The 22,269-nt window shown below is 64.5% G+C and carries 22 protein-coding genes; 9 read left to right on the plus strand and 13 right to left on the minus strand.

Annotated elements, in window-relative coordinates; all coding sequences use genetic code 11:
- Positions 1-20: 20 nt before the first annotated feature.
- Positions 21-707: a TetR/AcrR family transcriptional regulator gene (locus tag UP09_RS23170; RefSeq protein WP_044540600.1), complete on the minus strand. Its 687-nt coding sequence runs from the start codon at positions 705-707 to the stop codon at positions 21-23.
- Between the two features lie 160 nt (positions 708-867).
- On the opposite strand from UP09_RS23170, the gene UP09_RS23175 reads away from it, so the two are divergent.
- Positions 868-1,479: a TetR/AcrR family transcriptional regulator gene (locus tag UP09_RS23175; RefSeq protein ID WP_044540601.1), complete on the plus strand. Its 612-nt coding sequence runs from the start codon at positions 868-870 to the stop codon at positions 1,477-1,479.
- Here the strand turns inward: UP09_RS23175 and UP09_RS23180 are convergent, their stop codons facing one another.
- A complete protein-coding gene (locus UP09_RS23180) occupies positions 1,480-2,430 on the minus strand; it encodes a fatty acid desaturase (protein ID WP_044540602.1) in 951 nt (316 codons plus the stop codon). It lies immediately after the preceding gene.
- 13 nt (positions 2,431-2,443) lie between these two features.
- Positions 2,444-3,463 carry an alpha/beta fold hydrolase gene (locus UP09_RS23185; RefSeq protein WP_044540603.1) on the minus strand — a complete coding sequence of 340 codons (1,020 nt, stop codon included), beginning with the start codon at positions 3,461-3,463 and terminating at the stop codon, positions 2,444-2,446.
- Positions 3,464-3,801: 338 nt separating this feature from the next.
- On the opposite strand from UP09_RS23185, the gene UP09_RS23190 reads away from it, so the two are divergent.
- From UP09_RS23190 to garD, 6 genes are all read left to right on the plus strand, one after another.
- Positions 3,802-5,139, plus strand: a complete 1,338-nt coding sequence (locus tag UP09_RS23190; protein WP_044540604.1) for an MFS transporter — start codon at positions 3,802-3,804, stop codon at positions 5,137-5,139.
- 138 nt (positions 5,140-5,277) lie between these two features.
- A complete protein-coding gene (locus tag UP09_RS23195) occupies positions 5,278-6,183 on the plus strand; it encodes a LysR family transcriptional regulator (RefSeq protein WP_044540605.1) in 906 nt (301 codons plus the stop codon).
- A 124-nt stretch (positions 6,184-6,307) separates the two neighbouring features.
- Positions 6,308-7,249 (plus strand): 5-dehydro-4-deoxyglucarate dehydratase, encoded by a 942-nt coding sequence (kdgD, locus tag UP09_RS23200; protein ID WP_044540606.1) that lies wholly within the window; start codon positions 6,308-6,310, stop codon positions 7,247-7,249.
- Positions 7,250-7,281: 32 nt separating this feature from the next.
- A complete protein-coding gene (gene gudD, locus UP09_RS23205) occupies positions 7,282-8,637 on the plus strand; it encodes a glucarate dehydratase (RefSeq protein WP_044540607.1) in 1,356 nt (451 codons plus the stop codon).
- Between the two features lie 23 nt (positions 8,638-8,660).
- Entirely contained in the window at positions 8,661-10,109 is a 1,449-nt protein-coding gene (locus UP09_RS23210) for an aldehyde dehydrogenase family protein (RefSeq protein ID WP_044540608.1), read from the plus strand.
- Positions 10,110-10,218: 109 nt separating this feature from the next.
- Entirely contained in the window at positions 10,219-11,760 is a 1,542-nt protein-coding gene (gene garD / locus UP09_RS23215) for a galactarate dehydratase (protein ID WP_044540609.1), read from the plus strand.
- A gap of 221 nt (positions 11,761-11,981) precedes the next feature.
- Here the strand turns inward: garD and UP09_RS23220 are convergent, their stop codons facing one another.
- Complete coding sequence (locus UP09_RS23220) at positions 11,982-12,236, minus strand: hypothetical protein (RefSeq protein WP_044540610.1); 255 nt, start codon at positions 12,234-12,236, stop codon at positions 11,982-11,984.
- Between the two features lie 217 nt (positions 12,237-12,453).
- Between UP09_RS23220 and UP09_RS23225 the strand changes: the two genes are divergently transcribed.
- Positions 12,454-12,675, plus strand: coding sequence for a hypothetical protein (locus UP09_RS23225; RefSeq protein ID WP_044540611.1), 222 nt, complete (start codon positions 12,454-12,456; stop codon positions 12,673-12,675).
- A 4-nt stretch (positions 12,676-12,679) separates the two neighbouring features.
- Here UP09_RS23225 and UP09_RS23230 read toward each other — a convergent pair whose 3' ends face one another.
- From UP09_RS23230 to ald, 7 genes are all read right to left on the minus strand, one after another.
- Positions 12,680-13,552 (minus strand): ABC transporter permease, encoded by an 873-nt coding sequence (locus UP09_RS23230; protein ID WP_044540612.1) that lies wholly within the window; start codon positions 13,550-13,552, stop codon positions 12,680-12,682.
- A complete protein-coding gene (locus tag UP09_RS23235) occupies positions 13,549-14,310 on the minus strand; it encodes an ABC transporter ATP-binding protein (protein ID WP_044540613.1) in 762 nt (253 codons plus the stop codon). The genes UP09_RS23230 and UP09_RS23235 overlap by 4 nt, the downstream gene beginning before the upstream one ends.
- 68 nt (positions 14,311-14,378) lie before the next feature.
- Entirely contained in the window at positions 14,379-15,425 is a 1,047-nt protein-coding gene (locus UP09_RS23240; protein WP_044540614.1) for an ABC transporter substrate-binding protein, read from the minus strand.
- Positions 15,425-16,558: a 3-isopropylmalate dehydrogenase gene (leuB, locus tag UP09_RS23245; RefSeq protein WP_082070250.1), complete on the minus strand. Its 1,134-nt coding sequence runs from the start codon at positions 16,556-16,558 to the stop codon at positions 15,425-15,427. Before leuB ends, UP09_RS23240 begins: the two co-directional genes overlap by 1 nt.
- Positions 16,555-17,190 (minus strand): 3-isopropylmalate dehydratase small subunit, encoded by a 636-nt coding sequence (gene leuD, locus UP09_RS23250; RefSeq protein ID WP_044540615.1) that lies wholly within the window; start codon positions 17,188-17,190, stop codon positions 16,555-16,557. The genes leuB and leuD overlap by 4 nt, the downstream gene beginning before the upstream one ends.
- A 2-nt stretch (positions 17,191-17,192) precedes the next feature.
- Positions 17,193-18,581, minus strand: a complete 1,389-nt coding sequence (leuC, locus tag UP09_RS23255; RefSeq protein ID WP_197082725.1) for a 3-isopropylmalate dehydratase large subunit — start codon at positions 18,579-18,581, stop codon at positions 17,193-17,195.
- Positions 18,582-18,880: 299 nt separating this feature from the next.
- Positions 18,881-19,996, minus strand: a complete 1,116-nt coding sequence (gene ald / locus UP09_RS23260) for an alanine dehydrogenase (RefSeq protein WP_044540617.1) — start codon at positions 19,994-19,996, stop codon at positions 18,881-18,883.
- 94 nt (positions 19,997-20,090) lie between these two features.
- Here ald and UP09_RS23265 point away from each other — a divergent pair, with 94 nt between their 5' ends.
- Positions 20,091-20,612 (plus strand): Lrp/AsnC family transcriptional regulator, encoded by a 522-nt coding sequence (locus UP09_RS23265; RefSeq protein WP_044540724.1) that lies wholly within the window; start codon positions 20,091-20,093, stop codon positions 20,610-20,612.
- Positions 20,613-20,809: 197 nt separating this feature from the next.
- On the opposite strand, the gene UP09_RS23270 is transcribed toward UP09_RS23265, so the two are convergent.
- Positions 20,810-21,541, minus strand: coding sequence for an aspartate/glutamate racemase family protein (locus UP09_RS23270; RefSeq protein ID WP_245302159.1), 732 nt, complete (start codon positions 21,539-21,541; stop codon positions 20,810-20,812).
- Between the two features lie 58 nt (positions 21,542-21,599).
- Complete coding sequence (locus UP09_RS23275) at positions 21,600-22,145, minus strand: cytochrome b (RefSeq protein ID WP_044540619.1); 546 nt, start codon at positions 22,143-22,145, stop codon at positions 21,600-21,602.
- Positions 22,146-22,269: the final 124 nt, after the last annotated feature.

Raw genomic sequence — 22,269 nt, forward strand, 5'->3', positions numbered from 1 at the left:
CAGGATTATCCCTGCTGGGGTCAGGTACCGGCGCGCGGCTTCCGGGCCGGCCGTTCGGACGCGGCGCCCGATTTGGCGGCCCCCGCCGGCTTGGATTCAGCCTTGGATGCGGCCTTGGACGCGGCTTTGGATGCCGCCTTGGGCTGCTCCAGCGCGGTCCACTGCTTGTCGTCGAGCAGGCGCTCGAACAGCCGGTTGCGGTCGGCCTCGCTCAGCGGCGACAGACCGAACATCGAGCTGAGCAACAGTCCCCTCGCCGCGGCCCAACGCAGCATCGCCAGCTCCGGATCCTTCGCTTCGGCCTTGATCGCCTTGATCCTCTTGACGTCGATCTCGCGCGGCGCGTTCATCAAGCTCGGATTCTCGACCATCGCCGCGAGCAGGCCGAGCGACGCCGAATTTGGCTTGATCGTCGCCTCCCACACGGTGGCGAGCTGCGTCGCCAGCTCAGGCTGCTCGGATGTGGCGCGCGCCTTCTCCATGTAGCGGCTGGAGAACTCCTCGAAATAGATCACCTGCTGTTCCAGCAGCGCCTTGAGCACCGCCTCCTTGGTGCGGAACTGGTGCATCACACCGCCCTTGCTCAGGCCGCTTTCACGCGCGATCGCATCGAGCGTCAGCCGACCGGGCCCGTCACGCGAGATGACCTTGATCGCGGCCTGCAGCACCGCGTTGCGGGATCGTTCTGATCGGGAAGGATTGTCCATTGTCGATTCGAAAACTCCAGGACGGCAGCATTGTTCGTTGAAGCGACAGTTCTCCACTGTCAAGCGACTTGATGGCGCGGGATTGCAGGCTGGCTCGACGCACGTCTGAAACACAACCCGTTTTGTGCTAAGTCCGGGACATCGGAGTGTGAATCAGACAATGGCGAGCAGCAGGGCGGACATCGAGGGTGGCACGACGGCGCGCCGCGGCCGGCCGCGATCGGCCGCGACCACGGCCGCCATCTTGCAAAGCGCCTACACGCTGATGGCGACCACCGGCCTTGCCGCCACCACCATCGACGCGATCGCCCGCCATTCCAACGTCTCGAAAATGACGATCTACAAATGGTGGCCGTCGCGCGAAGCGCTGCTGATCCACGCGTTCCTCGACCAGGCTTCGCGCGCCGTGCCGTTGCACGGGACCGGCAATCCGGTGGCGCAAATTCGCCGCCACGCGGCGACCTATACCGAGGCGTTGCAGGGCGAGTTCGGGCGGGTGCAGCTTGCGGTGATCTCCGAATGCATCTCGACAACCGGATCGGCGGAGATCTTCTACGAACGCTATCTCGGCCTTCGCCGCAGCAAGATGCTGGAGACCATCATCGCCGGCCGGAAAGATGGCAGCATCGGCGCGTCGGGCGCGCCCGGCGATCTCTTTGACGCGATCTATGGCAGCCTGTTCTATCGCTACGTCTTCGGCATCAAGCCGCTGACGCCGGCCTACGCCCGCAACCTCGTCAACCTGGTGCTGCAGCCGCGCGCGGATGCATAATCAGGCAGCCTTCTGGCGCTGCCGGCGAAACCATGCCCAGGTCTCGCGCGTCACGGCGCGGTAATTCCGGCCGCGAAACACGATGTGGCCGTCGACGATGGCGTTCAGCTTCGGCAGCGCGTGGAACGGCACCGTCGGATAGGCGTGGTGCTCGACATGGTAGGGCATGTTCCAGGCAAACCATTTCATGATGGCGCCGGTCATCGTGGTGCGGGTATTTTCAAACGCGCTGCGGGTCTGCTCGCAGCCGGTGTGTTCCGCATAGAGATACGGACGGAGAATGAGCTGGCCGGCCAGCACGGGGACAATCCACACCCAGAGCAGGATCGCGCTGTGCAGCGCGAGCGATGCGATCAGCAGGATCAGATAACCGGCGAGATAAAGCCGCGCTTCCCTGACGATGCCAGCGCGCTTGTTCTGGGGGATCCACGGAACGACGACCTTGCCGGTCAACGCGTGGCGGAGCATCAGGCGCACGCGGGTCAGGACCTGCAGCAGTCCGGTATAGGCGATCGCGAGTTGCGTATCCGAAGCCGGCTTCTGCCCCAGGATCAGCTCCGGATCCTTGTCGGGATCCTGCGTGTAGCGGTGATGGTCCCAGTGGAACAGGCAGTAGTATTCGTAAGGCAGTCCGATCGCGAAAGCGGAGAGATTGCCGACCGCAACGTTGATCGCACGGCTGCGGAACGCGGTCTTGTGCGCGGTCTCGTGCACGACCATGAACAGGAACGCGACGAAATAGCCCTGCACCGCGATCAGCGGCAGCGCCCATAGGAGCCCATAGCGCGACGAGACCAGCGCAATCAGCGTTCCGACGATGAGAATCATTCCGTAATGGCTTGCCGTGCGTATCGCACCTGCAAAATTCGACTTGGCCGACAATTCGCGGAGCACGACCGGGCTCAGGGGCTTCAGGCGCGGGCCTGCATCATGGATCTCTGCGGTGCTCATGTCGTCTCACAAGTCAGCGTTGCAGCAGGGCCGCTATCTCGGCGTTGATGAAGGCGCGGTCGGCGGCGTTGTTGATCGGGTTACCGGCGCGATGGCCGTGAATCGAGGGGATCGCGTGCAGCGCGGCGGAACGCGCATTGACCAGACGACTGAGCTCGTCCTCATTGTCGCGCATGTCGAAATAGCGGTCGGTGCGCCCGGGCATCAGCAGCATATGCGCTTTGATCGCCGCCATCGCGCGGTCGAAATCGCCGCCGAACGCATCACAACGGCTGATGTCGCCGCTCTGCCAGATCGAGATTTGCGCCAGCAAATCATTGGCGTCGCGCCGTGCGAAAGCGCCGTCCCACGATTCCGCGAGATAATTGTCCAGCGATGTGAATCCGGCCTCGCGCCAGATTTCCCCGCGATAGTACTCATGCGACATCGCCCAGCCGGCATAGACGCGCCCCATCGCGCGGAAGCCGGCGACCGGCCTTTCGACAAAGCGGCCATCCCGATAGGCGGGATCGGCGGTCAGCGCTGACTTCACGCCCTCGAGGAAGACGTGATTGTACGGCGCGCACCTGGCGCTGCCGCAGACCACGGCGGCGCGCTCCACCATCTCAGGATAACGCGCGGCCCAATGATAGGCCTGCATGCCGCCCATCGACCAGCCATAGACCAGCGCGATGCTGGATATTCCAAACCGCTCGACCAACAGCCGCCGCTGGACCGCGACGGCATCGTGATAGCTGAAGGCGGGAAACGGCGCGCCGCCCGAATTCGACGGCGAGGATGACAGGCCATTGCCGAACAGGTTCGGGATAATGATGAAGTATTTGCCGGGATCGAGCGCCCCACCCGGCTGAACCAGCCATTCTGTGTCGTAGTGCTGCGCGCTGAACGATGTCGGGTAAAGGATGACGTTGTCTTTGGCCGCGTTCAGCGTGCCATAGGTCTTGTAGGCCAGCTTGAGCCGCGGAAACACGGCGCCGCCTTGCAGCGTCACATCGCCGGCATCGAACAGGTCATAGTCACGAGGCGTGGTCATGGGCAGTCGACCCCGATGAGAAGCGCGGCGTTGCGCTTTCAATAACTGTACTTGTTGTACAGTAAATATCCGGGCAAGGCAAGACCGTCATCCTGAGGTGCGCGCCCTTGCGCGCCTCGAAGGATGGGCTGCGAGCGCGCCTGCGGCCATCCTTCGAGGCTCGCTCCGCTCGCACCTCAGGATGACGTCGGAGCGAGTGGCTTATGCCGCCCCCTCAACGGTGGAATGACACCGGGCCGATCAATTCAAAATCGGTATCGATCGATGCACGTTTCGGCGTGGACCCCTTGCCTGCTCCTCTCTAGGACGGTTCTCGAGGAAATTTCGAGGAGGCGCCCATGAGCGCAATTGCAACAGCCACGGCGGCGCGGCGATCCCGCGTGCGGCTGCTGATTGTGACGATGCTGTTTCTCGTCACCACCGTGAACTATGCCGACCGCGCCACGCTGTCGATCGCGGGCTCCGCGCTTTCCAAGGAACTGCATCTCGATCCCATCGTGATGGGCTACGTGTTCTCGGCCTTCGGCTGGTCCTATGTGATCGCGCAGGTGCCCGGCGGTTGGCTGCTCGACCGCTTCGGTTCCAAATGGGTTTATGCGGTCAGCATCCTGATCTGGTCGGCCTTCACCGCGATGCAGGGCCTGGTCGGTTTCCTGGCGGCGGGAACCGCCGTCATCGTGCTGTTCGCGCTGCGCCTGATGGTCGGATTCGCCGAGGCGCCGTCATTCCCTGCCAATGCCCGCATCGTGGCAGCCTGGTTCCCCGGCAATGAGCGCGGCACCGCCTCGGCCTTCTTCAATTCGGGCCAGTATTTCGCGACCGTGATCTTCGCGCCGCTGATGGGCTGGATCGCGCATGAGTATGGCTGGCGCCACGTGTTCTATGTGATGGGCGCCCTCGGCATCGTGATGGGGATCGCCTGGATCAAGACGATCCACGATCCGAAGGATCACCCAGGGATCAACGAGGCCGAGTTCGACTACATCAAAGACGGCGGCGCGCTGGTCGACATGGACGCGGCCAAGGACACAAAGGCGTCCAACAGCGGCCCGCAATGGAGTCACATCCGCCAGTTGCTCGGCAACCGCATGATGCTCGGCGTCTATATCGGCCAGTACTGTATCAACACGCTGACCTATTTCTTCCTGACCTGGTTCCCGGTCTATCTCGTCAAGGAGCGGGGGCTGACGATCCTGCAGGCCGGCTTCGTCGCGACATTGCCGGCGCTGTGCGGCTTCATCGGCGGCGTGCTCGGCGGCGTCATCTCCGACACCATCCTGCGCCGCACCGGCTCGCTGACCATGGCGCGCAAGATCCCGATCGTCGGCGGCATGCTGCTGTCGATGGTGATCATCGCCTGCAACTATGTCGACGGCCAGGCGCTGGTGGTCGGCTTCATGGCGCTCGCCTTCTTCGGCAAGGGCATCGGCGCGCTCGGCTGGGCGGTCGTGTCGGATACATCGCCGAAGGAGGCCGGCGGCGTCTCCGGCGGCCTGTTCAACATGTTCGGCAACCTCTCCTCGATCACCACGCCGATCGTGATCGGCTACATCCTGGCCGGCACCGGCTCGTTCAACGGCGCGCTGGTCTTTGTCGGCGCCAACGCACTGGTGGCTGCGATCGCCTACCTCTTCATCGTCGGCGAGATCAAGCGGGTGCAGCTGAAGGCGGCCTGAGCCAAGGGCGGCAAAGGGCCGCTCGCACCACGACAGTTCAACGGCGGCTCCGGCCGCCGTCTGTGTCTTCTTGGTCTTCGGGAAGCATCGATGCTAGAACGGACAAAACCCCGCCCCATCCATTCCGGGCACGCATCGATGTTCGACCTGAACCAGCTCCGCTGTTTCGTCGCGGTGGCCGAGGAGCTGCACTTCGGTCGCGCCGCGGCGCGGCTGAACATGACCCAGCCGCCGCTCAGCCGGCAGATCCAGGTCCTCGAGCACATCATCGACGCGCCGCTGCTGGAACGCACCAGCCGCTCGGTGCGGCTGACGCCGGCCGGGCGCAGTTTCCTGCCCGAGGCGCGGCGCATCCTCAAGCTCGCCGAATCCGCATCGCAAGTCGCGCGCCGCATCGCGCTCGGCAAGACCGGCTCGCTCAAGATCGGCTTCACCGCCGCGGCGGCCTACGGCTTCCTGCCCGATCTGATCGCAGCCTGCCGCGCGCGGCTGCCCGAGATCGATTTCTCGCTGAAGGAAATGGTCTCCGGCGACCAGTTCGAGGCGCTCGCCACCGGCCAGATCGACGCCGGACTGCTGCGGCCGCCGATCGCCCGCCCGGAACTGGCGAGCCGGCGCGTCGTCGCCGAACCATTGCTCGTCGCGATTCCGAAGAAGCATCCGCTGGCCTCGGCCGTATCGGTCTCGCTGCGGGATTTGGACGGCCAGCCCTTCGTGATGTATTCGCCATATGAAAGCCGCTACTTCCACGATCTGCTGGTCGCGCTGTTCACCCGCGCTGACGTGCTGCCGCGCTATGTCCAGCATCTCAGCCAGATCCACTCCATCCTCGCGATGGTGCGCGCCGGGCTTGGCGTCGCGATCGTGCCGGAGGCCGCCGCGAGCCTGAAGATTGCGGATGTCAGGCTGAAGCCGTTGAAGCTGCGCGGGCCCGCGCCGGTCGAGCTGTTCCTGGTGTGGCGGCGCGATCATGAGAACCCGTTGCTGCCGTCCTTGATCGATGTCGCGACGGAAATCGCGGCGGCGCATGTCCGCGGCGATTGATACCGATATTGCATCGTTCAATACCGCGTTTGGCTTGGACCTGCATCGAACCATTTCCTACAAATGCCGCTGTGGAGGCGCCTCGCGCATCCCTTTCCCATCAATTTATCTACGGAGTGGCGCCATGAGCAAAATGACCCCTCAGGAGATGGCCCAGACAATCGGCGGCGGCCTCCTGTCGTTTCCCGTGACCCCGTTCAGGGCGGATCTTTCCTTCGACGAGGCAACCTATCGCGCCAACATGGATTGGCTGTGCGGCTACGACGTCGCCGGCCTGTTCGCCGCCGGCGGCACCGGCGAGTTCTTCTCGCTGACCCCGGCCGAAGTACCCGAAGTGGTCAAGGTCGCCGTCGAGGAGACAAGGGGCCGCGTGCCCGTGCTGGCCGGCACCGGCTACGGCACGGCGACCGCGCGCGAGATCGCCATTGGCGCGGAGAAAGCCGGCGCCGACGGCCTGTTGCTGCTGCCGCCCTACCTGACGCATTCCGAGCAGGACGGCCTTGCCGCGCATGTCGAGGCGGTGTGCTCATCCGTGAAAATCGGCGTCATCGTCTACAACCGCGACAACGCGATCCTGCAGCCCGATACGCTGGCACGTCTGTGCGAGCGCTGCCCGAACCTGGTCGGCTACAAGGACGGCATCGGCGACATCGAGCTGATGACCAGGGTCTACACCAAGCTCGGCGACCGACTGACCTATGTCGGCGGGCTGCCGACCGCGGAAACCTTTGCCCTGCCCTATCTCGACATGGGCGTGACGACCTATTCGTCGGCCGTGTTCAACTTCGTGCCGGAATTCGCGACCAACTTCTATGCCGCGGTACGCCGGCGCGATCATCAGACCATCCATGCAGGACTGAAGGATTTCATCCTGCCGCTAATTGCGATACGGAACCGCAAGAAGGGCTACGCGGTGTCGATCATCAAGGCCGGGATGAAGGTAATCGGCCGCGATTCCGGCCCGGTGCGGCCGCCGCTGACCGACCTGACCGAGCAGGAGATCGCCGAGCTCGCGGCGCTTGTCGCGAAGCTGCCGCAAGCCAAGGCTCAGCAGGCTGCAGAATAAGGCCGAAACGGCCAGCATAAAGGGAGGAGCAAATGGTTCAGGACACGATCCGCGCCGGTTTTACCGGCGCCCCCATCGTCACCGCTATGGAGGTGATCCCGGTCGCCGGCCGCGACGGCATGCTCCTCAATCTGAGCGGCGCGCATGCGCCGTTCTTCACGCGCAACCTCGTCATCCTCACCGACAATTCCGGCCATACCGGTGTCGGCGAAGTGCCGGGCGGCGAGAAGATTCGCAAGACGCTGGAAGACGCAAGCAACCTCGTTGTCGGCCAGACCATCGGCGCCTGCAACAACATCCTGGCGTCGATGCGCAAGACCTTTGCCGATCGCGACGCCGGCGGCCGTGGCAAGCAGACGTTTGACCTGCGCGTCACCATCCACGCCGTGACCGCGGTCGAGTCGGCGTTGCTCGATCTGCTCGGCCAGCATCTCAATCTGCCGGTCGCAGCCCTGCTCGGCGAAGGCCAGCAGCGCGCCAGCGTCGAGACGCTCGGCTATCTCTTCTTTGTCGGCGACCGGAGGAAAACGGGTCTGCCCTATGTCGAGGGCGAGACCGGCAAGGCCGACTGGTTCAATCTGCGCCATCAGGAAGCATTGACACCAGATGCCGTGGTGCGGCTCGCCGAGGCGACGCAGGCGCATTACGGCTTTGCCGATTTCAAGCTCAAGGGCGGCGTGCTCAAGGGCGAGCAAGAGATCGAGGCGGTGACCGCGATCGCAAAGCGCTTCCCGAATGCCCGCGTCACGCTGGATCCGAATGGCGCCTGGTCGCTGGATGAAGCGATCCGGCTCTGCAGCAACATGCACGGCGTGCTCGCCTATGCGGAAGACCCCTGCGGCGCCGAGGCCGGCTTCTCCGGGCGCGAGATCATGGCCGAGTTCCGCCGCGCCACCGGGCTGCCGACCGCGACCAACATGATCGCGACCGACTGGCGCCAGCTCTCACACGCGATCCGCCTCGGCGCGGTCGACATTCCGCTCGCCGATCCGCATTTCTGGACCATGCAGGGCTCGGTGCGGGTGGCCCAGACCTGCCGTGACAACGGCCTGACGTGGGGGTCGCACTCCAACAACCATTTCGATATTTCGCTGGCGATGTTCACCCATGTCGGCGCCGCGGCGCCCGGCAAGGTGACTGCGATCGACACCCACTGGATCTGGCAGGACGGCCAGGCGTTGACGAAGGAGCCGCTCCAGATTAAGGGCGGCAAGATCGCGATCCCGGACCGCCCGGGCCTCGGCATCGAGATCAATCGCGGTGCCATTGAGGCTGCGAACGCGCTATACATGAAACACGGGCTCGGCGCCCGCGACGACGCCCTCGCCATGCAATTCCTGATCCCCGGCTGGACCTTCGACGACAAGCGTCCCTGCCTCGTGCGTTAAACTAAGAGAGTTGGAGAGAAATCATGACCGCTCACCAGAAAAACTTCATCGCCGGCGAATGGGTCGACGGATCAGGCATCACGCGCGACATCAACCCCTCCAACACCAACGATGTGGTCGGCGAATACGCCAAGGCCGACAAAGCGCAGACCGAACAGGCGATCGCCGCGGCCAAGGCCGCCTTCCCGGCCTGGTCGCAATCGACGCCACAGCAGCGGTTTGACGCGCTGACCAAGATCTCGGTCGAGATCATCGCCCGCAAGGAAGAGCTCGGTCGCCTGCTTGCCCGCGAGGAGGGCAAGACGCTGCCCGAGGGCATCGGCGAGGTCGCGCGCGCCGGCCAGATTTTTGCGTTCTTCGCCGGCGAGACGCTGCGGCTGATGGGCGAAAAAGGCGCGTCGGTCCGCCCCGGCCTCGACGTCGAGATCACCCGCGAGCCGGTCGGCGTCATCGGCATGATCACGCCGTGGAACTTCCCGATCGCGATCCCGGCCTGGAAGATCGCGCCCGCGCTTTGCTACGGCAACACCGTGGTGTTCAAGCCGGCCGAGCTGGTGCCGGGCTCGGCGCATGCGCTGTCCGAGATCATCGCGCGCTCCGGCATTCCTTCTGGCGTCTTCAATCTCGTGGTCGGCTCGGGCTCGGTGGTCGGCCAGACCCTGCTCGAGCATCCCGATGTCGCCGCGATTTCGTTCACCGGTTCGGTCCAGACCGGCCGCAAGATCGCGCAGGCCTGCGTGCTCTCGACACCGATGAAGAAGTTCCAGCTCGAGATGGGCGGCAAGAATCCGCTGGTCGTGCTCGACGATGCCGACCTGAAAGTGGCGGTCGAGGTTGCGGTCAACGGCGCCTATTTCTCCACCGGCCAACGCTGCACGGCGTCCTCGCGCCTGATCGTCACGTCAGGCATTCATGACCGCTTCGTCGCTGCGATGACCGAGCGCTTGAAGGGCCTCTCGGTCGACGACGCCCTGAAGAGCGGCGTCCATGTCGGCCCGGTCGTCGACCAGAGCCAGCTCGACCAGGACCTCCGCTACATCAAGATCGGTCAGGACGAAGGCGCCCGCCTGCATTGGGGCGGCGAGCTGTTGAACCGCGAGACCCCCGGCTTCTATCTGCAGCCTGCGCTGTTCACCGAAGCCAACAACACGATGCGCATCGCGCGCGAGGAGGTTTTTGGCCCGGTCGCCTGCGTGATCCGCGCCAAGGACTATGACGAAGCACTCGCGATCTCCAACGACACCGAATTCGGCCTCGCGTCGGGGATCTGCACCTCCAGCCTGAAATACGCCTCGCACTACAAGCGCAACAGCGAGTCCGGCATGGTGATGGTCAATCTGCCGACCGCCGGTGTCGACTACCACGTTCCGTTCGGCGGCCGCAAAGGCTCGAGCTACGGCGCGCGCGAACAGGGCGCCTATGCGCGGGAGTTCTACACCACGGTGAAGACGGCCTATACGTTTCCGGGGTAGCGATCGTAGGGTGGGTTAGCGTCAGCGTAACCCACCTCTTCTGTTTCCGCCGATAGAGACATTGGTGGGTTACGCTACGCTAACCCACCCTACAATTTCGGAGTCCAGCATGGACCAGTCAATCGGCGCCAAGGAGCAGCCCCGCTACATCAAGCTCAACGCGCGCGACAATGTCGCGATCGTCGTCAATGATTTCGGCCTGCCTGCCGGCTCGCGCTTTGCCTGCGGCCTGACGCTGCGCGCGTTCGTGCCGCAGGGCCACAAGACCGCACTCGAAGACATCGCCGAGGGCGCGCCGATCATCCGCTATGGCGAGGTGATCGGCTATGCCCTTTCGCCGATCCTTGCCGGCGAATGGGTCGATGAGGCGCGCATCCGCATGCCCGAGGCGCCGGCGCTCGATAGGCTCGAGATTTCGACCGCAGTGCCACCGGCGCTGCCGCCGCTCGAAGGCTTTACCTTCGAGGGCTTTCGCAATCGCGACGGCTCGGTCGGAACCAAGAACATCCTCGGCATCTCTTCCTCCGTGCAATGCGTCAAGGGCACGATGGAATACGCAGTCAAGCGCATCCGCAACGAACTCTTGCCGAAATATCCCAATGTCGATGACGTCGTGCCGCTAACCCATGCCTATGGCTGCGGCGTTGCGATATCAGCACCCGACGCGGTGATACCGATCCGCACCCTGCAGAACCTCGCACTCAATCCGAATTTCGGCGGCGAGATCCTCGTCATAGGTCTCGGCTGCGAAAAGCTCGCGCCCGAGCGGCTGGTGCCTGAAGGCGTCGACAACGCGATCGTCCGGATGCAGGACGAGGCCTTCGACGGCTTTGGTGCCATCGTCGATGCCATCATGACTCAGGCCGAAGCGCGGCTGAAGATCCTCAACGCACGCACGCGCGAAACCTGCCCGGCCGCCGATCTCGTGATCGGCCTGCAATGCGGCGGCAGCGACGCGTTCTCCGGCGTCACGGCGAATCCCGCGGTCGGCTTCGCGGCCGACCTGTTGGTACGATCAGGCGCGACCGTGATGTTCTCGGAAGTGACCGAGGTCCGCGACGCGATCCAGCTTCTGACCCGCCGCGCGATCAACGAAGACGTCGGCCGCGCGCTGATCCGCGAGATGGCGTGGTACGATGCGTATCTGGCCCGCGGCGGTGCCGACCGCAGCGCCAACACCACGCCGGGCAACAAGAAGGGCGGGCTGGCCAACATCGTCGAAAAATCCCTCGGCTCGATCGTCAAGTCAGGCTCCGGCCCGATCTCGGGCGTGCTGGCGCCCGGCGAGAAGGCGCGCCAGAAAGGCATGCTGTTCGCGGCGACGCCCGCAAGCGACTTCATCTGCGGCACGCTGCAGCTCGCCTCCGGCATGACGCTGCAGGTGTTCACCACCGGCCGCGGCACGCCCTATGGCCTTGCGGCTGCGCCGGTCATCAAGGTCGCAACCCGCAGCGAGCTGGCGCGGCGCTGGAAAGACCTGATCGATTTCGACGCCGGCTGCATCGCGACCGGCGAGAAGACCATCGAAGAGACCGGCTGGGACCTGTTCCGCCTGATCCTCGATGTCGCAAGCGGCAGGACAAAGCCGTGGTCGGATCGCTGGGGCATCCACAACGACCTCACGCTGTTCAATCCGGCGCCGGTGACGTAGGCCCATCTCGTCATTCCGGGGCGCGCAACGCGCGAGCCCGGAATCCATTTATCCACTTGATGTGCGGCCGGATGGATTCCGGGCTCGACGCTCACGCGTCGCCCCGGAATGACAAGTTGAGTTAAGCGGCCGCTCTATGATTTCTCCGGCAAACAAAAGTCCGCCGCGACAGGGTCAACGGCGGACTTTCGTGTTCATGAGCAAGACGCGCTGCTCAGCCGTCAATCATTGTCGTGATGGACGATGGTCTTGCTGCGATTGCCGTCCGCGTCTTCCTTCTTGATCACAGTCGTCCGATCGCGCGGCTCGCGCTCCTTGATGACGGTGGTGTGGTCACGATCGCGGTCGCGGTATTCGGGGGACTGGCCGACCGTCACGCCTGCGCCGACGGGACCGACGCGAACACCAACATCATCGGCGAACGCAGGCGCCGCAATCGTAGTTACCAGGGCCGCAGCCAACAGATACTTCTTCATGTCTCTCTCCTCCAGCTTTGATGTGTATGGTGGGGAAACGCCGGTTGCGACGAACCGTTCCTGTGAAAGATCGCTGCAGGTGTTTGCCTGCGCCGATGGAACATTGAACGTGGAACTCTCCTGAACAAGCATTCACCAGTGTGGCGAAACGCTCATGTTCCCTGCGTTGAATAGCCCCAAATGATGCCCCACCTTCTCCTCAACAGGAGGATGTTCCATGAAACAGTCGCAGCACTTTCTCGATAATGCGGAGAATTGCGCCCAGCTTGCCGAGCGCGCCTCCGATGAGCCGACCCATAATCGCTACAGGCGAATGGAAGCGGCCTGGCGGGCGTTGGCGAAGGAGCAGGATTGGCTCGATGGCGAGACATCGCCGTCGGACAATCCCGTTGAGCGCCCGGCCGAGCTTCCGGGTCGCGCTCGGGAGACAGCAGCCTGACGGCTTACTCCGCGCCGCGCTGGCGCTGCCAGCGCAGCAGATAGGCCTGCAGGCGCCAGATCATCGCCGACAGCACGACGCCAACCAGCATCAGCACGACCACCGCGACCATCATGCCGGAGGCCTCGCCCCGCGCCTCCGACTCGATGATCAACCGGCCGATGCCGCGCTCGGCGCCGATGAACTCGCCGACGATCACGCCGATCAGGGCAAAGGATATCGCCGGCGTCAGCGACGCGAACACCCAGGCCATGGTCGAGGGGATCACCACCGTGCGGGTGATCTGCCATTCGCTGGCACCGAGCAGGCGCGCGGCATTGGTGAAGCCCTCGTCGATCGAGCGCGCGCCCTCGAAGGTGTTGAAGAACACCAGGAACACCACGACGATCCAGGAGGTCACGATCTTGGACATGTCGCCGATCCCAAACGCGAGCACGATGATCGGCGCCAGTGCGATGCGCGGGATCGAGTTCACCGCCGTGATGAAGGGCTGGAAGATCGCGCTCAGGCGGTCGGAGCGTCCGAGGATCAGCCCGGCGGCGAAGCCAGAGACCACACCGGTGACGAAGCCGAAGAAGGTATTCTTCAGCGTCACGGCGGTCGCCGCCCAGAGATTGTTCTCGTTGCGTGCCAGGCATTTTGCGAAGTCGCCATTGAGCCAGCCGTTGAATACGCCAAGCTTCGACTTCAGGCAGCTCTGGATCAGAAAATTCTCATAGATCATCGACGGCTTGGAAATGAAGTACGGGTCGAGCAGGTCAGGGACCAGCCACGGCATCTTGACGTGCAGGTCGTAACCCCATTGCCAGACCGACAGCACCACGGCGCAGATCAGGACCTGCCAGGCGACCGCGCTCATCGTGCTGTGTTGCTTCATGCGCTGCGGCCCTTGACGAACTCCTCGCCGAGCGAGTGCCAGATGTGCTGGAACAGCTCGGCATAGCGCGGCGTCTCGCGCACCTTCACGGCATCGCGGGGACGGGCGACGTCGACCTCGAACATGTCCTTGATGCGGCCCGGCCGCGCCGAGAACAGGATGATGCGGTCGGCGAGCGTCAGCGCCTCGCCGAGATCATGGGTGACGAACAGCACGGTCTGCTGCTCGCGCTCCCAGATCCGTAGCAGCACATCATGCATGTCGATCTTGGTGTGGGTGTCGAGCGCGCCGAACGGCTCGTCCATCAAGAGAATCTGCGGCTCGACGATCAGGGTTCGCATCAGCGCGGCGCGCTGGCGCATGCCGCCCGACAGCGCCGACGGATAGGCGGTCTCGAATCCCCTCAGGCCGGCCTGTCCCACGCATTCGGCAATGCGCTCCTTGCGCTCCTTAACGGGTACGCCCGCCAGCTCCAGCCCGTAACCGATATTGTCGGCGACGGTCCGCCACGGAAACAGCGTGTCGCGCTGGAAGACATAGCCTACGTCAGGCGTCGCCTTGCCGGCGACGACGCGCTTGCCGTCGATCAGGATCTCGCCGCCACTCGGCCGGATCAGCGAGGCGATCATGTTGAGCACGGTGCTCTTGCCGGAGCCCGATGGTCCGAGCAGCGCCACGAACTCGCCGCGCCGCACCTCGAAGGACACGTCGCGCACCGCCTCGATCGTGGTCTTGGCGAGTTGGAACGACTTGCTCAAACCCTTGACCTCGACCCGCCGGACATCAGGCGATCGTGGCGATAGTATCGCGCTTGTCTCGAGTGCGCTCAACCCGGATAGGCCTTTCGTGCCGCATCGACCAGGGCCGTGTTGACCACCTCGTCCATCCTGAGCGGCTTGATGCCGGTCATCTCGCGGAACCAGACCTTCTCGCCGCGGGCGAAGCTCGCGGCGTCGATCGTGCCCTCATAGTCAGCAACCTTCTGCAACGCGGAAATCTCCAGCAGATTGGCCGATCGTGACGTGCTGCCGACATAAGGCTCGATGGTATCGTAGATGTCTTCAGCCTTGTGCGTCTTGATCCATTGCGCGGCACGCCACAGCGCGGTGACGAAGGCCTGCATCTTGGCCGGGTCCTTGTCGATGGTCGACTGCAGCGTGAACTGCGCGGTCACCGGGACCTTGCCGCCGATATGCTTGTTCCAGATCGCCTCGTCGGTGCCGTCGAACAGCAATTCGCCCCAGCCCTGCTGCTGCGCCTCGTTCAGCAGCGACAGCGAAGAGACGAGGATGTCGACCTGCTTCGACTTCAGCGAGCCCAGCATGGTGTCGACATTGCCGGTGCCGATCCAGGTCACCTTGTCGTCCAACCCCATGGTTTCCATGTAGTAGGACGCCCAGACGTGATTGGTGCCGCCGAGCGAGGAGACCGACACGATCGGCTTGCGGCCGTCGGGCCGCTTCCACTGCGTGAAGGCCTCCAGCGTATTGATGCCCTGGTCCTTGAGGTCCTTGCGGATGATGAACATCACCGCGCTCGATCTTGTGTCGACCGGCATCAACACCCGCGCGATGCGGCCGTGATTGGAGAGCTGCATCGGATGGGTGATGTCGCCGATCCCGACGTCACCTTGGGACGACGCGATGATCTCGCGGGTCTTCACGCCGCTGCCGCCCTGGATCAGCTTGCAGTCGAGCCCGGCTTCCTTGAAGTAGCCGATACGGTCGGCAACGAAGTGCGTCTGATAGACCGGGATCGCGACCGGATAGATCGCACGGCCCGGGCTCGCCTCCGCCCAGGCGCGCCGCCCTGCGAGCGCCGCACCGCCGGCCGCAATCACCGTCAGTGCCGAACGCCTGGACAGATGGGCCATCAGGCGTGCTCCCTGGCCGAGACCTTGTCGAGCGCGCTTAGCACCGCATCGCCCATTTCAGTGGTCGACAGCCTCTTCGCACCCGCTTCCGCAATATCAGCCGTCCGTGCGCCCGATGCCAACGCGATCTGCACCGCCTTCTCCAGCAGGTCGGCATCGTCAGGGCGATTCAGCGTCAGCCGCAGCATCATCGCAACGCTCAGGATCGAGCCGAGCGGGTTGGCGATGCCACGTCCCGCGATATCGGGCGCGCTGCCATGCACCGGCTCGTAAAGCGCCTTGCGCCGGCCGTAGCGGTCCACCGGGCCGAGCGAGGCCGACGGCAGCATGCCGAGCGAGCCGGAGGCCATCGCCGCGCAATCGGACAGGATGTCGCCGAAGATGTTGCCAGTCACCATCACGTCGAACTGCCGCGGCTCGCGCACGATCTGCATCGCCGCATTGTCGACATAGAGATGGACAAGCTCGACGTCGGAGAACTCTTCCTTGTGGAGCGCGATCACCTCCTCGCGCCAGACCACGCTGGTCTCCAGCACATTGGCCTTGTCGACCGAGCAGACCTTGTTGCGACGTGTCCGCGCCAGCTCGAACGCCGACCGCGCCACGCGGCGGATCTGGTTGGTGGTGTATTGCTCGGTGTTGAAGCCGCGGCGCTGGCCGTCGGGCAGCGTCTCGATGCCGCGCGGCTCGCCGAAATAGATGCCGCTGGTCAGCTCGCGGATGATGACGAAGTCGACGCCATCGAGCACCTCAGGTTTCAGAGGCGCGGACGCCGCAAGCGCCGGGTTCGCCACGATCGGCCTCAGATTAGCGTAGAGATCGTATTTGCTGCGCAGCCCCAGCAGGCTGCCCGCCTTGCGCGCCGCCGCCGGCACCTCCTTGGTTTCAGGGCCGCCGGTCGCGCCCCACAGGATCGCGTCGGCCTCGTCCATTGCCTCAGCGGTGTCCTCAGGCAGCACCTTTCCGGTGGCGAGATACGGGATCAGCCCATATTGCGCCTCGCGCAGCGTCATCGGCACGTGACGTCTTGTGGCGAACCAGTCGAGGATCCGGCGCGACTGCGCGGTGACCTCGGGTCCGATGCCCTCGCCGCCGACCACGGCGACCTTGATCATGTTGGATGACGTGTTCATGCCGGTGTCCTTGCAAAATGAATCCAGGGGCGCGCCGCGCGGTCGGAGGCCTGGAAGGCGCGAATTTCATCGTCGCGCTTCAGTGTCAGCGCGACCTCGTCGAGGCCCTGCAGCAGGCCGTCGCGGCGGCGCGGATCGATCTCGAAGGTATGGCGCTGGCCGGATGGAGCGACGATGGTCTGTGTTTCGAGATCGATCGAGACTTTTCCCGCGCCCTGCGTCGCCTCGATATCCGCAGCGAGGCTATCGACCACCGCCTTGTCGACGACGACAGGCAGAATTCCATTCTGGAAGCAGTTGGCGAAAAAGATATCGCCGAAACCCGAGCCGATGACGGCGCGGATGCCCATCTCCTGCAGCGCCCACACCGCGCCCTCGCGCGACGAACCGCAGCCGAAATTCGGTCCCGTCACCAGGATCTCCGCCTGCCGGTATGGCTCGCGGTTCAGGATGAAGTCCGGATTCTCCGAACCGTCGGGCAGATAGCGCAGCGCGCCGAACGCCCATTTGCCGAGCGTGCTACGGACGGAATTGCCGACCAGCCGCTCGATGCGGATGATCACGTCGGTGTCGATATTGCCGCGCATGATCGGCGCGGCAATTGCGGTGAGCTTGTCAAACGGTTTTGGCATCTCTAGCGCCCCATCATCCTGACATCGGCGATCGCGCCGGCAATAGCTGACGCCGCTGCACTTGCCGGGCTCGCCAGATGCGTCCGCGCGCGCGGCCCTTGCCGGCCGACAAAATTGCGGTTTGAGGTCGAGACCGAACGCTGCCCGGGTGCCACCACCTCGCCATTGGCGGCAAGGCACATCGAGCAGCCCGGCTCGCGCCATTCGAACCCGGCATCGGTGAACACCTTGTCGAGCCCTTCGGCCACCGCCTCGCGCTTGATGGTCTCCGAGCCCGGCACCACCCAGGCGCGGACGCCGGCCGCGACCTTGCGGCCGCGCGCGACCTCGGCCGCCGCGCGCAAATCGCTCATCCGGCTGTTGGTGCAGGAGCCGATGAACACCCAGTCGACCGGCGTGCCCGCGATCAGCGCGCCGCCTTGTAGGCCCATATATTCGAGCGCGGTTTCGATTGCAGCGCGGCGCGCGGGATCCTCGACCGCCATCGGATCGGGAATCCGTCCGTCGACGCCGATCACATGCTCGGGGCTGATGCCCCAGGTCACCTGCGGGATGATCGTTGCGACATCGATCACGACCTCGCGGTCGAACACCGCGTCCGCATCGCTCGGCAGTTCGCGCCAGGCCTTGACCGCCCGCTCCCACAGCGCGCCCTGCGGCGCGTAAGGACGGCCACGCAAATATTCGAAGGTTTTTTCGTCGGGCGCGATCATGCCCATCTTGGCGCCGAGTTCGATCGAGAGATTGCAGATCGTCAGCCGCCCCTCGACGGCCAAGTCACGGATCGCACTGCCGGCATATTCGACGGCGTAGCCGGTGCCGCCGGCGGCGCCGATATGCCCGATCAGCGCAAGGATCATGTCCTTGGCGACGACGCCGGGTGGCAGTCTGCCCTCGAACCGCGCGCGCAAGGTTTTGGGGCGGCGCTGGATCAGCGCCTGCGTTGCCAGCACATGGGTCAGTTCGCTCGAGCCGATGCCGAAGGCGAGCGCGCCGAGGCCACCATGGGTGCAGGTATGACTGTCGCCGCACACGATCGTCGTGCCCGGCAGGCTCAATCCGAGTTCCGGCCCGATGACGTGGACGATGCCCTGGCCGGGCTGGTCGACGTCAAACATCGTGATCCCGCTCGCCGCAGTCTCGGCCCGCAGCGCCACCAACAGCTCCTGACCGATCTTGCTGGTCCCAGCCCGGCCATGCTGCGTGGAAATGGCATGGTCAGGGGTCGCGAAGGTCAGTTCGGGATTGTGAACCGTGAGACCCTTGCTCTTGAGGTCGAGCAGGCCGCGCGAGCCGCCGAGATCGTGCAACAGATGGCGGTCGATATGCAGGAGATCCGTGTCTTCGCTCAAACGGGCAATGACATGCTGGTCCCAGATCTTGGCCAGCATCGTACGACCGGTCTTTTCCAAGACAGTCCTCCCTTCGGCTTCTTGAGGCCAGCGGCACGCCGCTGATGGCCGCTTTGGCGCGGCTTTAATATCGGCGCATCAAATCATGCAGACGCCCGCTCCACCAGCGTGGAGTCGCGACCATGCCATGGAGGGAGGGCTGCGCAGGTGCGGCTTGACAATAGCCGTAGCCCGGATGGAGCGAAGCGCAATCCGGGGGCAGCCCCTCCGTAGAGAGACCTGCCCCGGATTTCGCTTCGCTCCATCCGGGCTACGAATGCCCGGCCTTGCCGAAACTCTTACGACGCCAGCGCCTCCTCCGGCATCACCACGGCCAGATTCTGGCTCTCGGCCACCGCGCGGTTGGTGATGCGACCGCGATGGACGTTGAGGCCGGCGCGCAGATGCGGGTCCTCGACCAGCGCGCGCAGCCCCTTCGCCGCCAGCGCCAGGCCGAAAGGCAGCGTCGCATGGTTGAGCGCGTGGCTCGAGGTGACCGGCACCGCGCCGGGCATGTTGGCCACGCAGTAATGCACGATCTCATCGACCAGATAGGTCGGCGCCTGGTGGGTGGTCGCCTTCGAGGTCTCGAAGCAACCGCCCTGGTCGATTGCGACATCGACCAGCACCGCACGGCGCTTCATGCTGGCAAGCTGCGCGCGCGAGACCAGCTTCGGCGCGGCGGCGCCGGGGACCAGCACCGCGCCGATCACGACGTCGGCGGCGACGATCTCCTGCTCGATCGCTTCCAGCGTGGCGTAGCGGGTGCGGACCCGGCCACCGAAGAGATCATCGAGCAGGCGCAGCCGCGGCAGCGAGCGATCGAGGATGGTGATGTCGCTGCCGAGCCCCGCCGCCATCCGCGCCGCATGGGTGCCAACGACGCCGCCGCCGATGATCGCGACCCGCGCCGGCGGAACGCCGGGCACGCCGCCGAGCAATTTGCCCATGCCGTCGGCGGATTTGCGCAGCGCGGCGCCCGCGGCCTCGATCGCAAGCCGGCCGGCGACCTCGCTCATCGGCGCCAGCAGCGGCAATCCGCCATGCGCGTCGGTCACAGTCTCGTAGGCGATGGCCGTGCAGCCGGAGGCAAGCAGCCCCTTGGTTTGGGGCACGTCTGGCGCGAGATGCAGATAAGTGAAGAGGATCTGGCCTTCGCGGAGCCTCGCCCATTCCGCCGGCTGAGGCTCCTTCACCTTCACGATCATGTCGGCGGCGGCAAAAACGTCTTCGGCCGTGTCAGCGACCCGTGCGCCGGCCTGGCGGTAAACGTCATCGCCGGCGCCGATGCCCTCGCCAGCCCCGCGCTGCACCACGACCTCGTGCCCGTGCGCCACATATTCGCGCACCGACGCCGGTGTCAGTCCGACCCGATATTCCTCGACCTTGATCTCTTTGGGCACGCCGATGCGCATGGTCCGCTCCCTGAATGATTCGCTTCCGCCTTGCGACAAGCGTAGTCCTCGTCGCGCGGCGTTTCTCAGCGAAATCCGGCTTGCCGATACCGAAATGCGCTCCTATTCTTCGTCACTGCCCGGATACTTAGAGGAAAATTGCGTGGACGGTCTCGATCGTATCGATCTCAAGATCCTGGCCGAACTGGTCTCCGACGCCCGTGCGAGCCAGATCGAGCTTGCCGAAAAGGTCGGGCTGTCGCCGACCGCCTGCGCGCGGCGCATCCGCCATCTCGAGGAAACCGGAGTGATCCGCGGCTACCGCGTCGACCTCGAACCGCAGGCGCTCGGCCTCGTGACAACCGTCATCGTCACCATCACGCTGGAGAAACAGAGCGAGGACTATCTGGCCGCGTTCGAAACCGCGATCGCGCGCTGCCCCGACGTCGTATCCTGCCATTTGATGTCGGGCAGCGACGACTATCATCTGCAGGTCATCGCCCGCGACATCGCCGACTTCGAGCGCATCCACAAGCAGCATCTGTCGCGGATGCCGGGTGTCGCCCGCATCCATTCCAGCTTCGCGATGCGCGAGGTGGTCCGCCGCACCATTCCGGAGACCGCGCTGCGCGGCTGACGTGTCGGGTTGATCAGTGCGGCACCGAGCTCGCGGCACCTCTCCCGCTTGCGGGCGGGCGAGGGGCACTTGCATGATTTCGGAATAATGGAAGAATGCCGTTGAGTTGCCCGACGTGTCAAGTTGCCGTGTCGATCGCCGGCGGTCGCCGGCTACTTTGCATGGGGTTGTTCTCGATATTTTGGCAGTGCGTCCCTTTAACGCAGGAACGCCACCGGGTTCGACGCCCGATAGACAAAATTGATCAGCGTGTTGATGTCGAACACCGGCAGGCCGGAGACCTCGGCGACGTCCTTCGAGAACGGGCACATGTTGGTGCACTCGAACAGGATCGCACCGGGGTTCTTGCAGGATGCCATGAAGGCTTCCGTCATCTCGATCATCTCGGCCTTGAGGACGTCGGTGTCGAGCTCCTCGCGGCCGAGGATGTAGATCGCCGGAAACTGCGCATCCGGCTTCATGCCCTGGATCTGGACCGGGATATCGGTGCTTGACCAGCCGACGCCGCGGAAATGGCTGTCATTCATGTGATGGCCGCGCTCGGTGAAGATCCCGATCACCTTGCCTGGTGGCAGCATCGCATGGATCAGCGGCGCCTGGATCAGGCTCGACGCGAACAGCGGGATATTGACCGCAGCGGCCAGCTCCTTCTGGAACGGCGCCAGGAAGCCGCAGCTCGTCGTGATGGCCTTGACGCCTTCAGCTTCCAGCTCCCGCGCCGCCGCCTTGAACGGCTCGAGCAGCGCAGGCTCCGGATGGTCGCCCATGATCCTGGTCGGATGGGCGCCGCGCACGATCTTGTAGCGCACCGGGAAGTCGTAGGAGAGCGCGTTGCCGATATCGCCGCGCGGGCGCGGAAATCTGGTGTCCAGCATCAGGATGCCGATGGTCTCACCATAATTCGTAGTGCCGCCGCGCAGCTTCATCATTGTCTCCGGGATATCTTGCGTGGTCTTGGGCCAGTATGGCGGCCCGCTCAGGACAGAGTCAAAGACTGCGGGTCGCGCGCGGCCACATCCGCGACAGCGTTTCGTCCTTCTTGACGACGGCATGCCAGATCGTCGCGCCGATATGCAGCGCGACCGCGATGTAGACGACGTAGGCAAGCAGACCGTGCGCGACCTCGCCGGCATGTTCGATCGTCTGATTGCCGGCGAACAGGCGCGGCCAGCTGAAGGTCCAGAAATATCTCAGCGAATAGCCGCCCGCCGAGGAGAACATGTATCCGGTCACCGGCATCGCGAACAGGATGACATAGAGCGCCCAGTGATTGAGCCGCGCCGCAAGCCGCACCAGCGGCGACAACGATCCCGGCTCGGCTGGCGCCGTGGTCGCAAACCGTACCATCAGCCGCAGGATCGCCAGAGCGAACAGCGTCATGCCGAGCGACTTGTGCACCTCGAGCAGTTCGCGCCGCGGCGAGGTTCCGGGCGGCTGCAGGCCACAGTAAAACCCGATCAGCATGGCCGCAATGAACAGCGCCGCCGTCGCCCAATGGATCCTGCGCAATAGCGGATCGTAGCTGGCCGTCATTCCCGTTGTCACAAAGCGATTCCCGTTGTCACAAACCGCCTTGCCAGCCGTCGTCCGGTTTCGAGAAGGCCGTTCAATAGTTGATCGGGCCGGCAATGCCTACCGGCAGAACTCGATCTGCGAT

This window comes from Bradyrhizobium sp. LTSP885, from assembly GCF_000938305.1.
Taxonomy (GTDB): Bacteria; Pseudomonadota; Alphaproteobacteria; order Rhizobiales; family Xanthobacteraceae; genus Bradyrhizobium.

Coding starts and splice junctions, on each gene's coding strand:
- kdgD (WP_044540606.1), top strand. CDS start 6,308: ATGAGCAAAATGACCCCTCAGGAGATGGCCCAGACAATCGGCGGCGGC.
- ald (WP_044540617.1), bottom strand. CDS start 19,996: ATGCGCATCGGCGTGCCCAAAGAGATCAAGGTCGAGGAATATCGGGTC.
- UP09_RS23225 (WP_044540611.1), top strand. CDS start 12,454: ATGAAACAGTCGCAGCACTTTCTCGATAATGCGGAGAATTGCGCCCAG.
- UP09_RS23240 (WP_044540614.1), bottom strand. CDS start 15,425: ATGGCCCATCTGTCCAGGCGTTCGGCACTGACGGTGATTGCGGCCGGC.
- leuB (WP_082070250.1), bottom strand. CDS start 16,558: ATGAACACGTCATCCAACATGATCAAGGTCGCCGTGGTCGGCGGCGAG.
- UP09_RS23175 (WP_044540601.1), top strand. CDS start 868: ATGGCGAGCAGCAGGGCGGACATCGAGGGTGGCACGACGGCGCGCCGC.
- UP09_RS23185 (WP_044540603.1), bottom strand. CDS start 3,463: ATGACCACGCCTCGTGACTATGACCTGTTCGATGCCGGCGATGTGACG.
- UP09_RS23220 (WP_044540610.1), bottom strand. CDS start 12,236: ATGAAGAAGTATCTGTTGGCTGCGGCCCTGGTAACTACGATTGCGGCG.
- UP09_RS23265 (WP_044540724.1), top strand. CDS start 20,091: ATGCGCTCCTATTCTTCGTCACTGCCCGGATACTTAGAGGAAAATTGC.
- garD (WP_044540609.1), top strand. CDS start 10,219: ATGGACCAGTCAATCGGCGCCAAGGAGCAGCCCCGCTACATCAAGCTC.
- UP09_RS23210 (WP_044540608.1), top strand. CDS start 8,661: ATGACCGCTCACCAGAAAAACTTCATCGCCGGCGAATGGGTCGACGGA.
- leuC (WP_197082725.1), bottom strand. CDS start 18,581: ATGCTGGCCAAGATCTGGGACCAGCATGTCATTGCCCGTTTGAGCGAA.
- UP09_RS23170 (WP_044540600.1), bottom strand. CDS start 707: ATGGACAATCCTTCCCGATCAGAACGATCCCGCAACGCGGTGCTGCAG.
- UP09_RS23230 (WP_044540612.1), bottom strand. CDS start 13,552: ATGAAGCAACACAGCACGATGAGCGCGGTCGCCTGGCAGGTCCTGATC.
- gudD (WP_044540607.1), top strand. CDS start 7,282: ATGGTTCAGGACACGATCCGCGCCGGTTTTACCGGCGCCCCCATCGTC.
- UP09_RS23190 (WP_044540604.1), top strand. CDS start 3,802: ATGAGCGCAATTGCAACAGCCACGGCGGCGCGGCGATCCCGCGTGCGG.
- UP09_RS23270 (WP_245302159.1), bottom strand. CDS start 21,541: ATGATGAAGCTGCGCGGCGGCACTACGAATTATGGTGAGACCATCGGC.
- UP09_RS23180 (WP_044540602.1), bottom strand. CDS start 2,430: ATGAGCACCGCAGAGATCCATGATGCAGGCCCGCGCCTGAAGCCCCTG.
- UP09_RS23195 (WP_044540605.1), top strand. CDS start 5,278: ATGTTCGACCTGAACCAGCTCCGCTGTTTCGTCGCGGTGGCCGAGGAG.
- leuD (WP_044540615.1), bottom strand. CDS start 17,190: ATGCCAAAACCGTTTGACAAGCTCACCGCAATTGCCGCGCCGATCATG.
- UP09_RS23275 (WP_044540619.1), bottom strand. CDS start 22,145: ATGACGGCCAGCTACGATCCGCTATTGCGCAGGATCCATTGGGCGACG.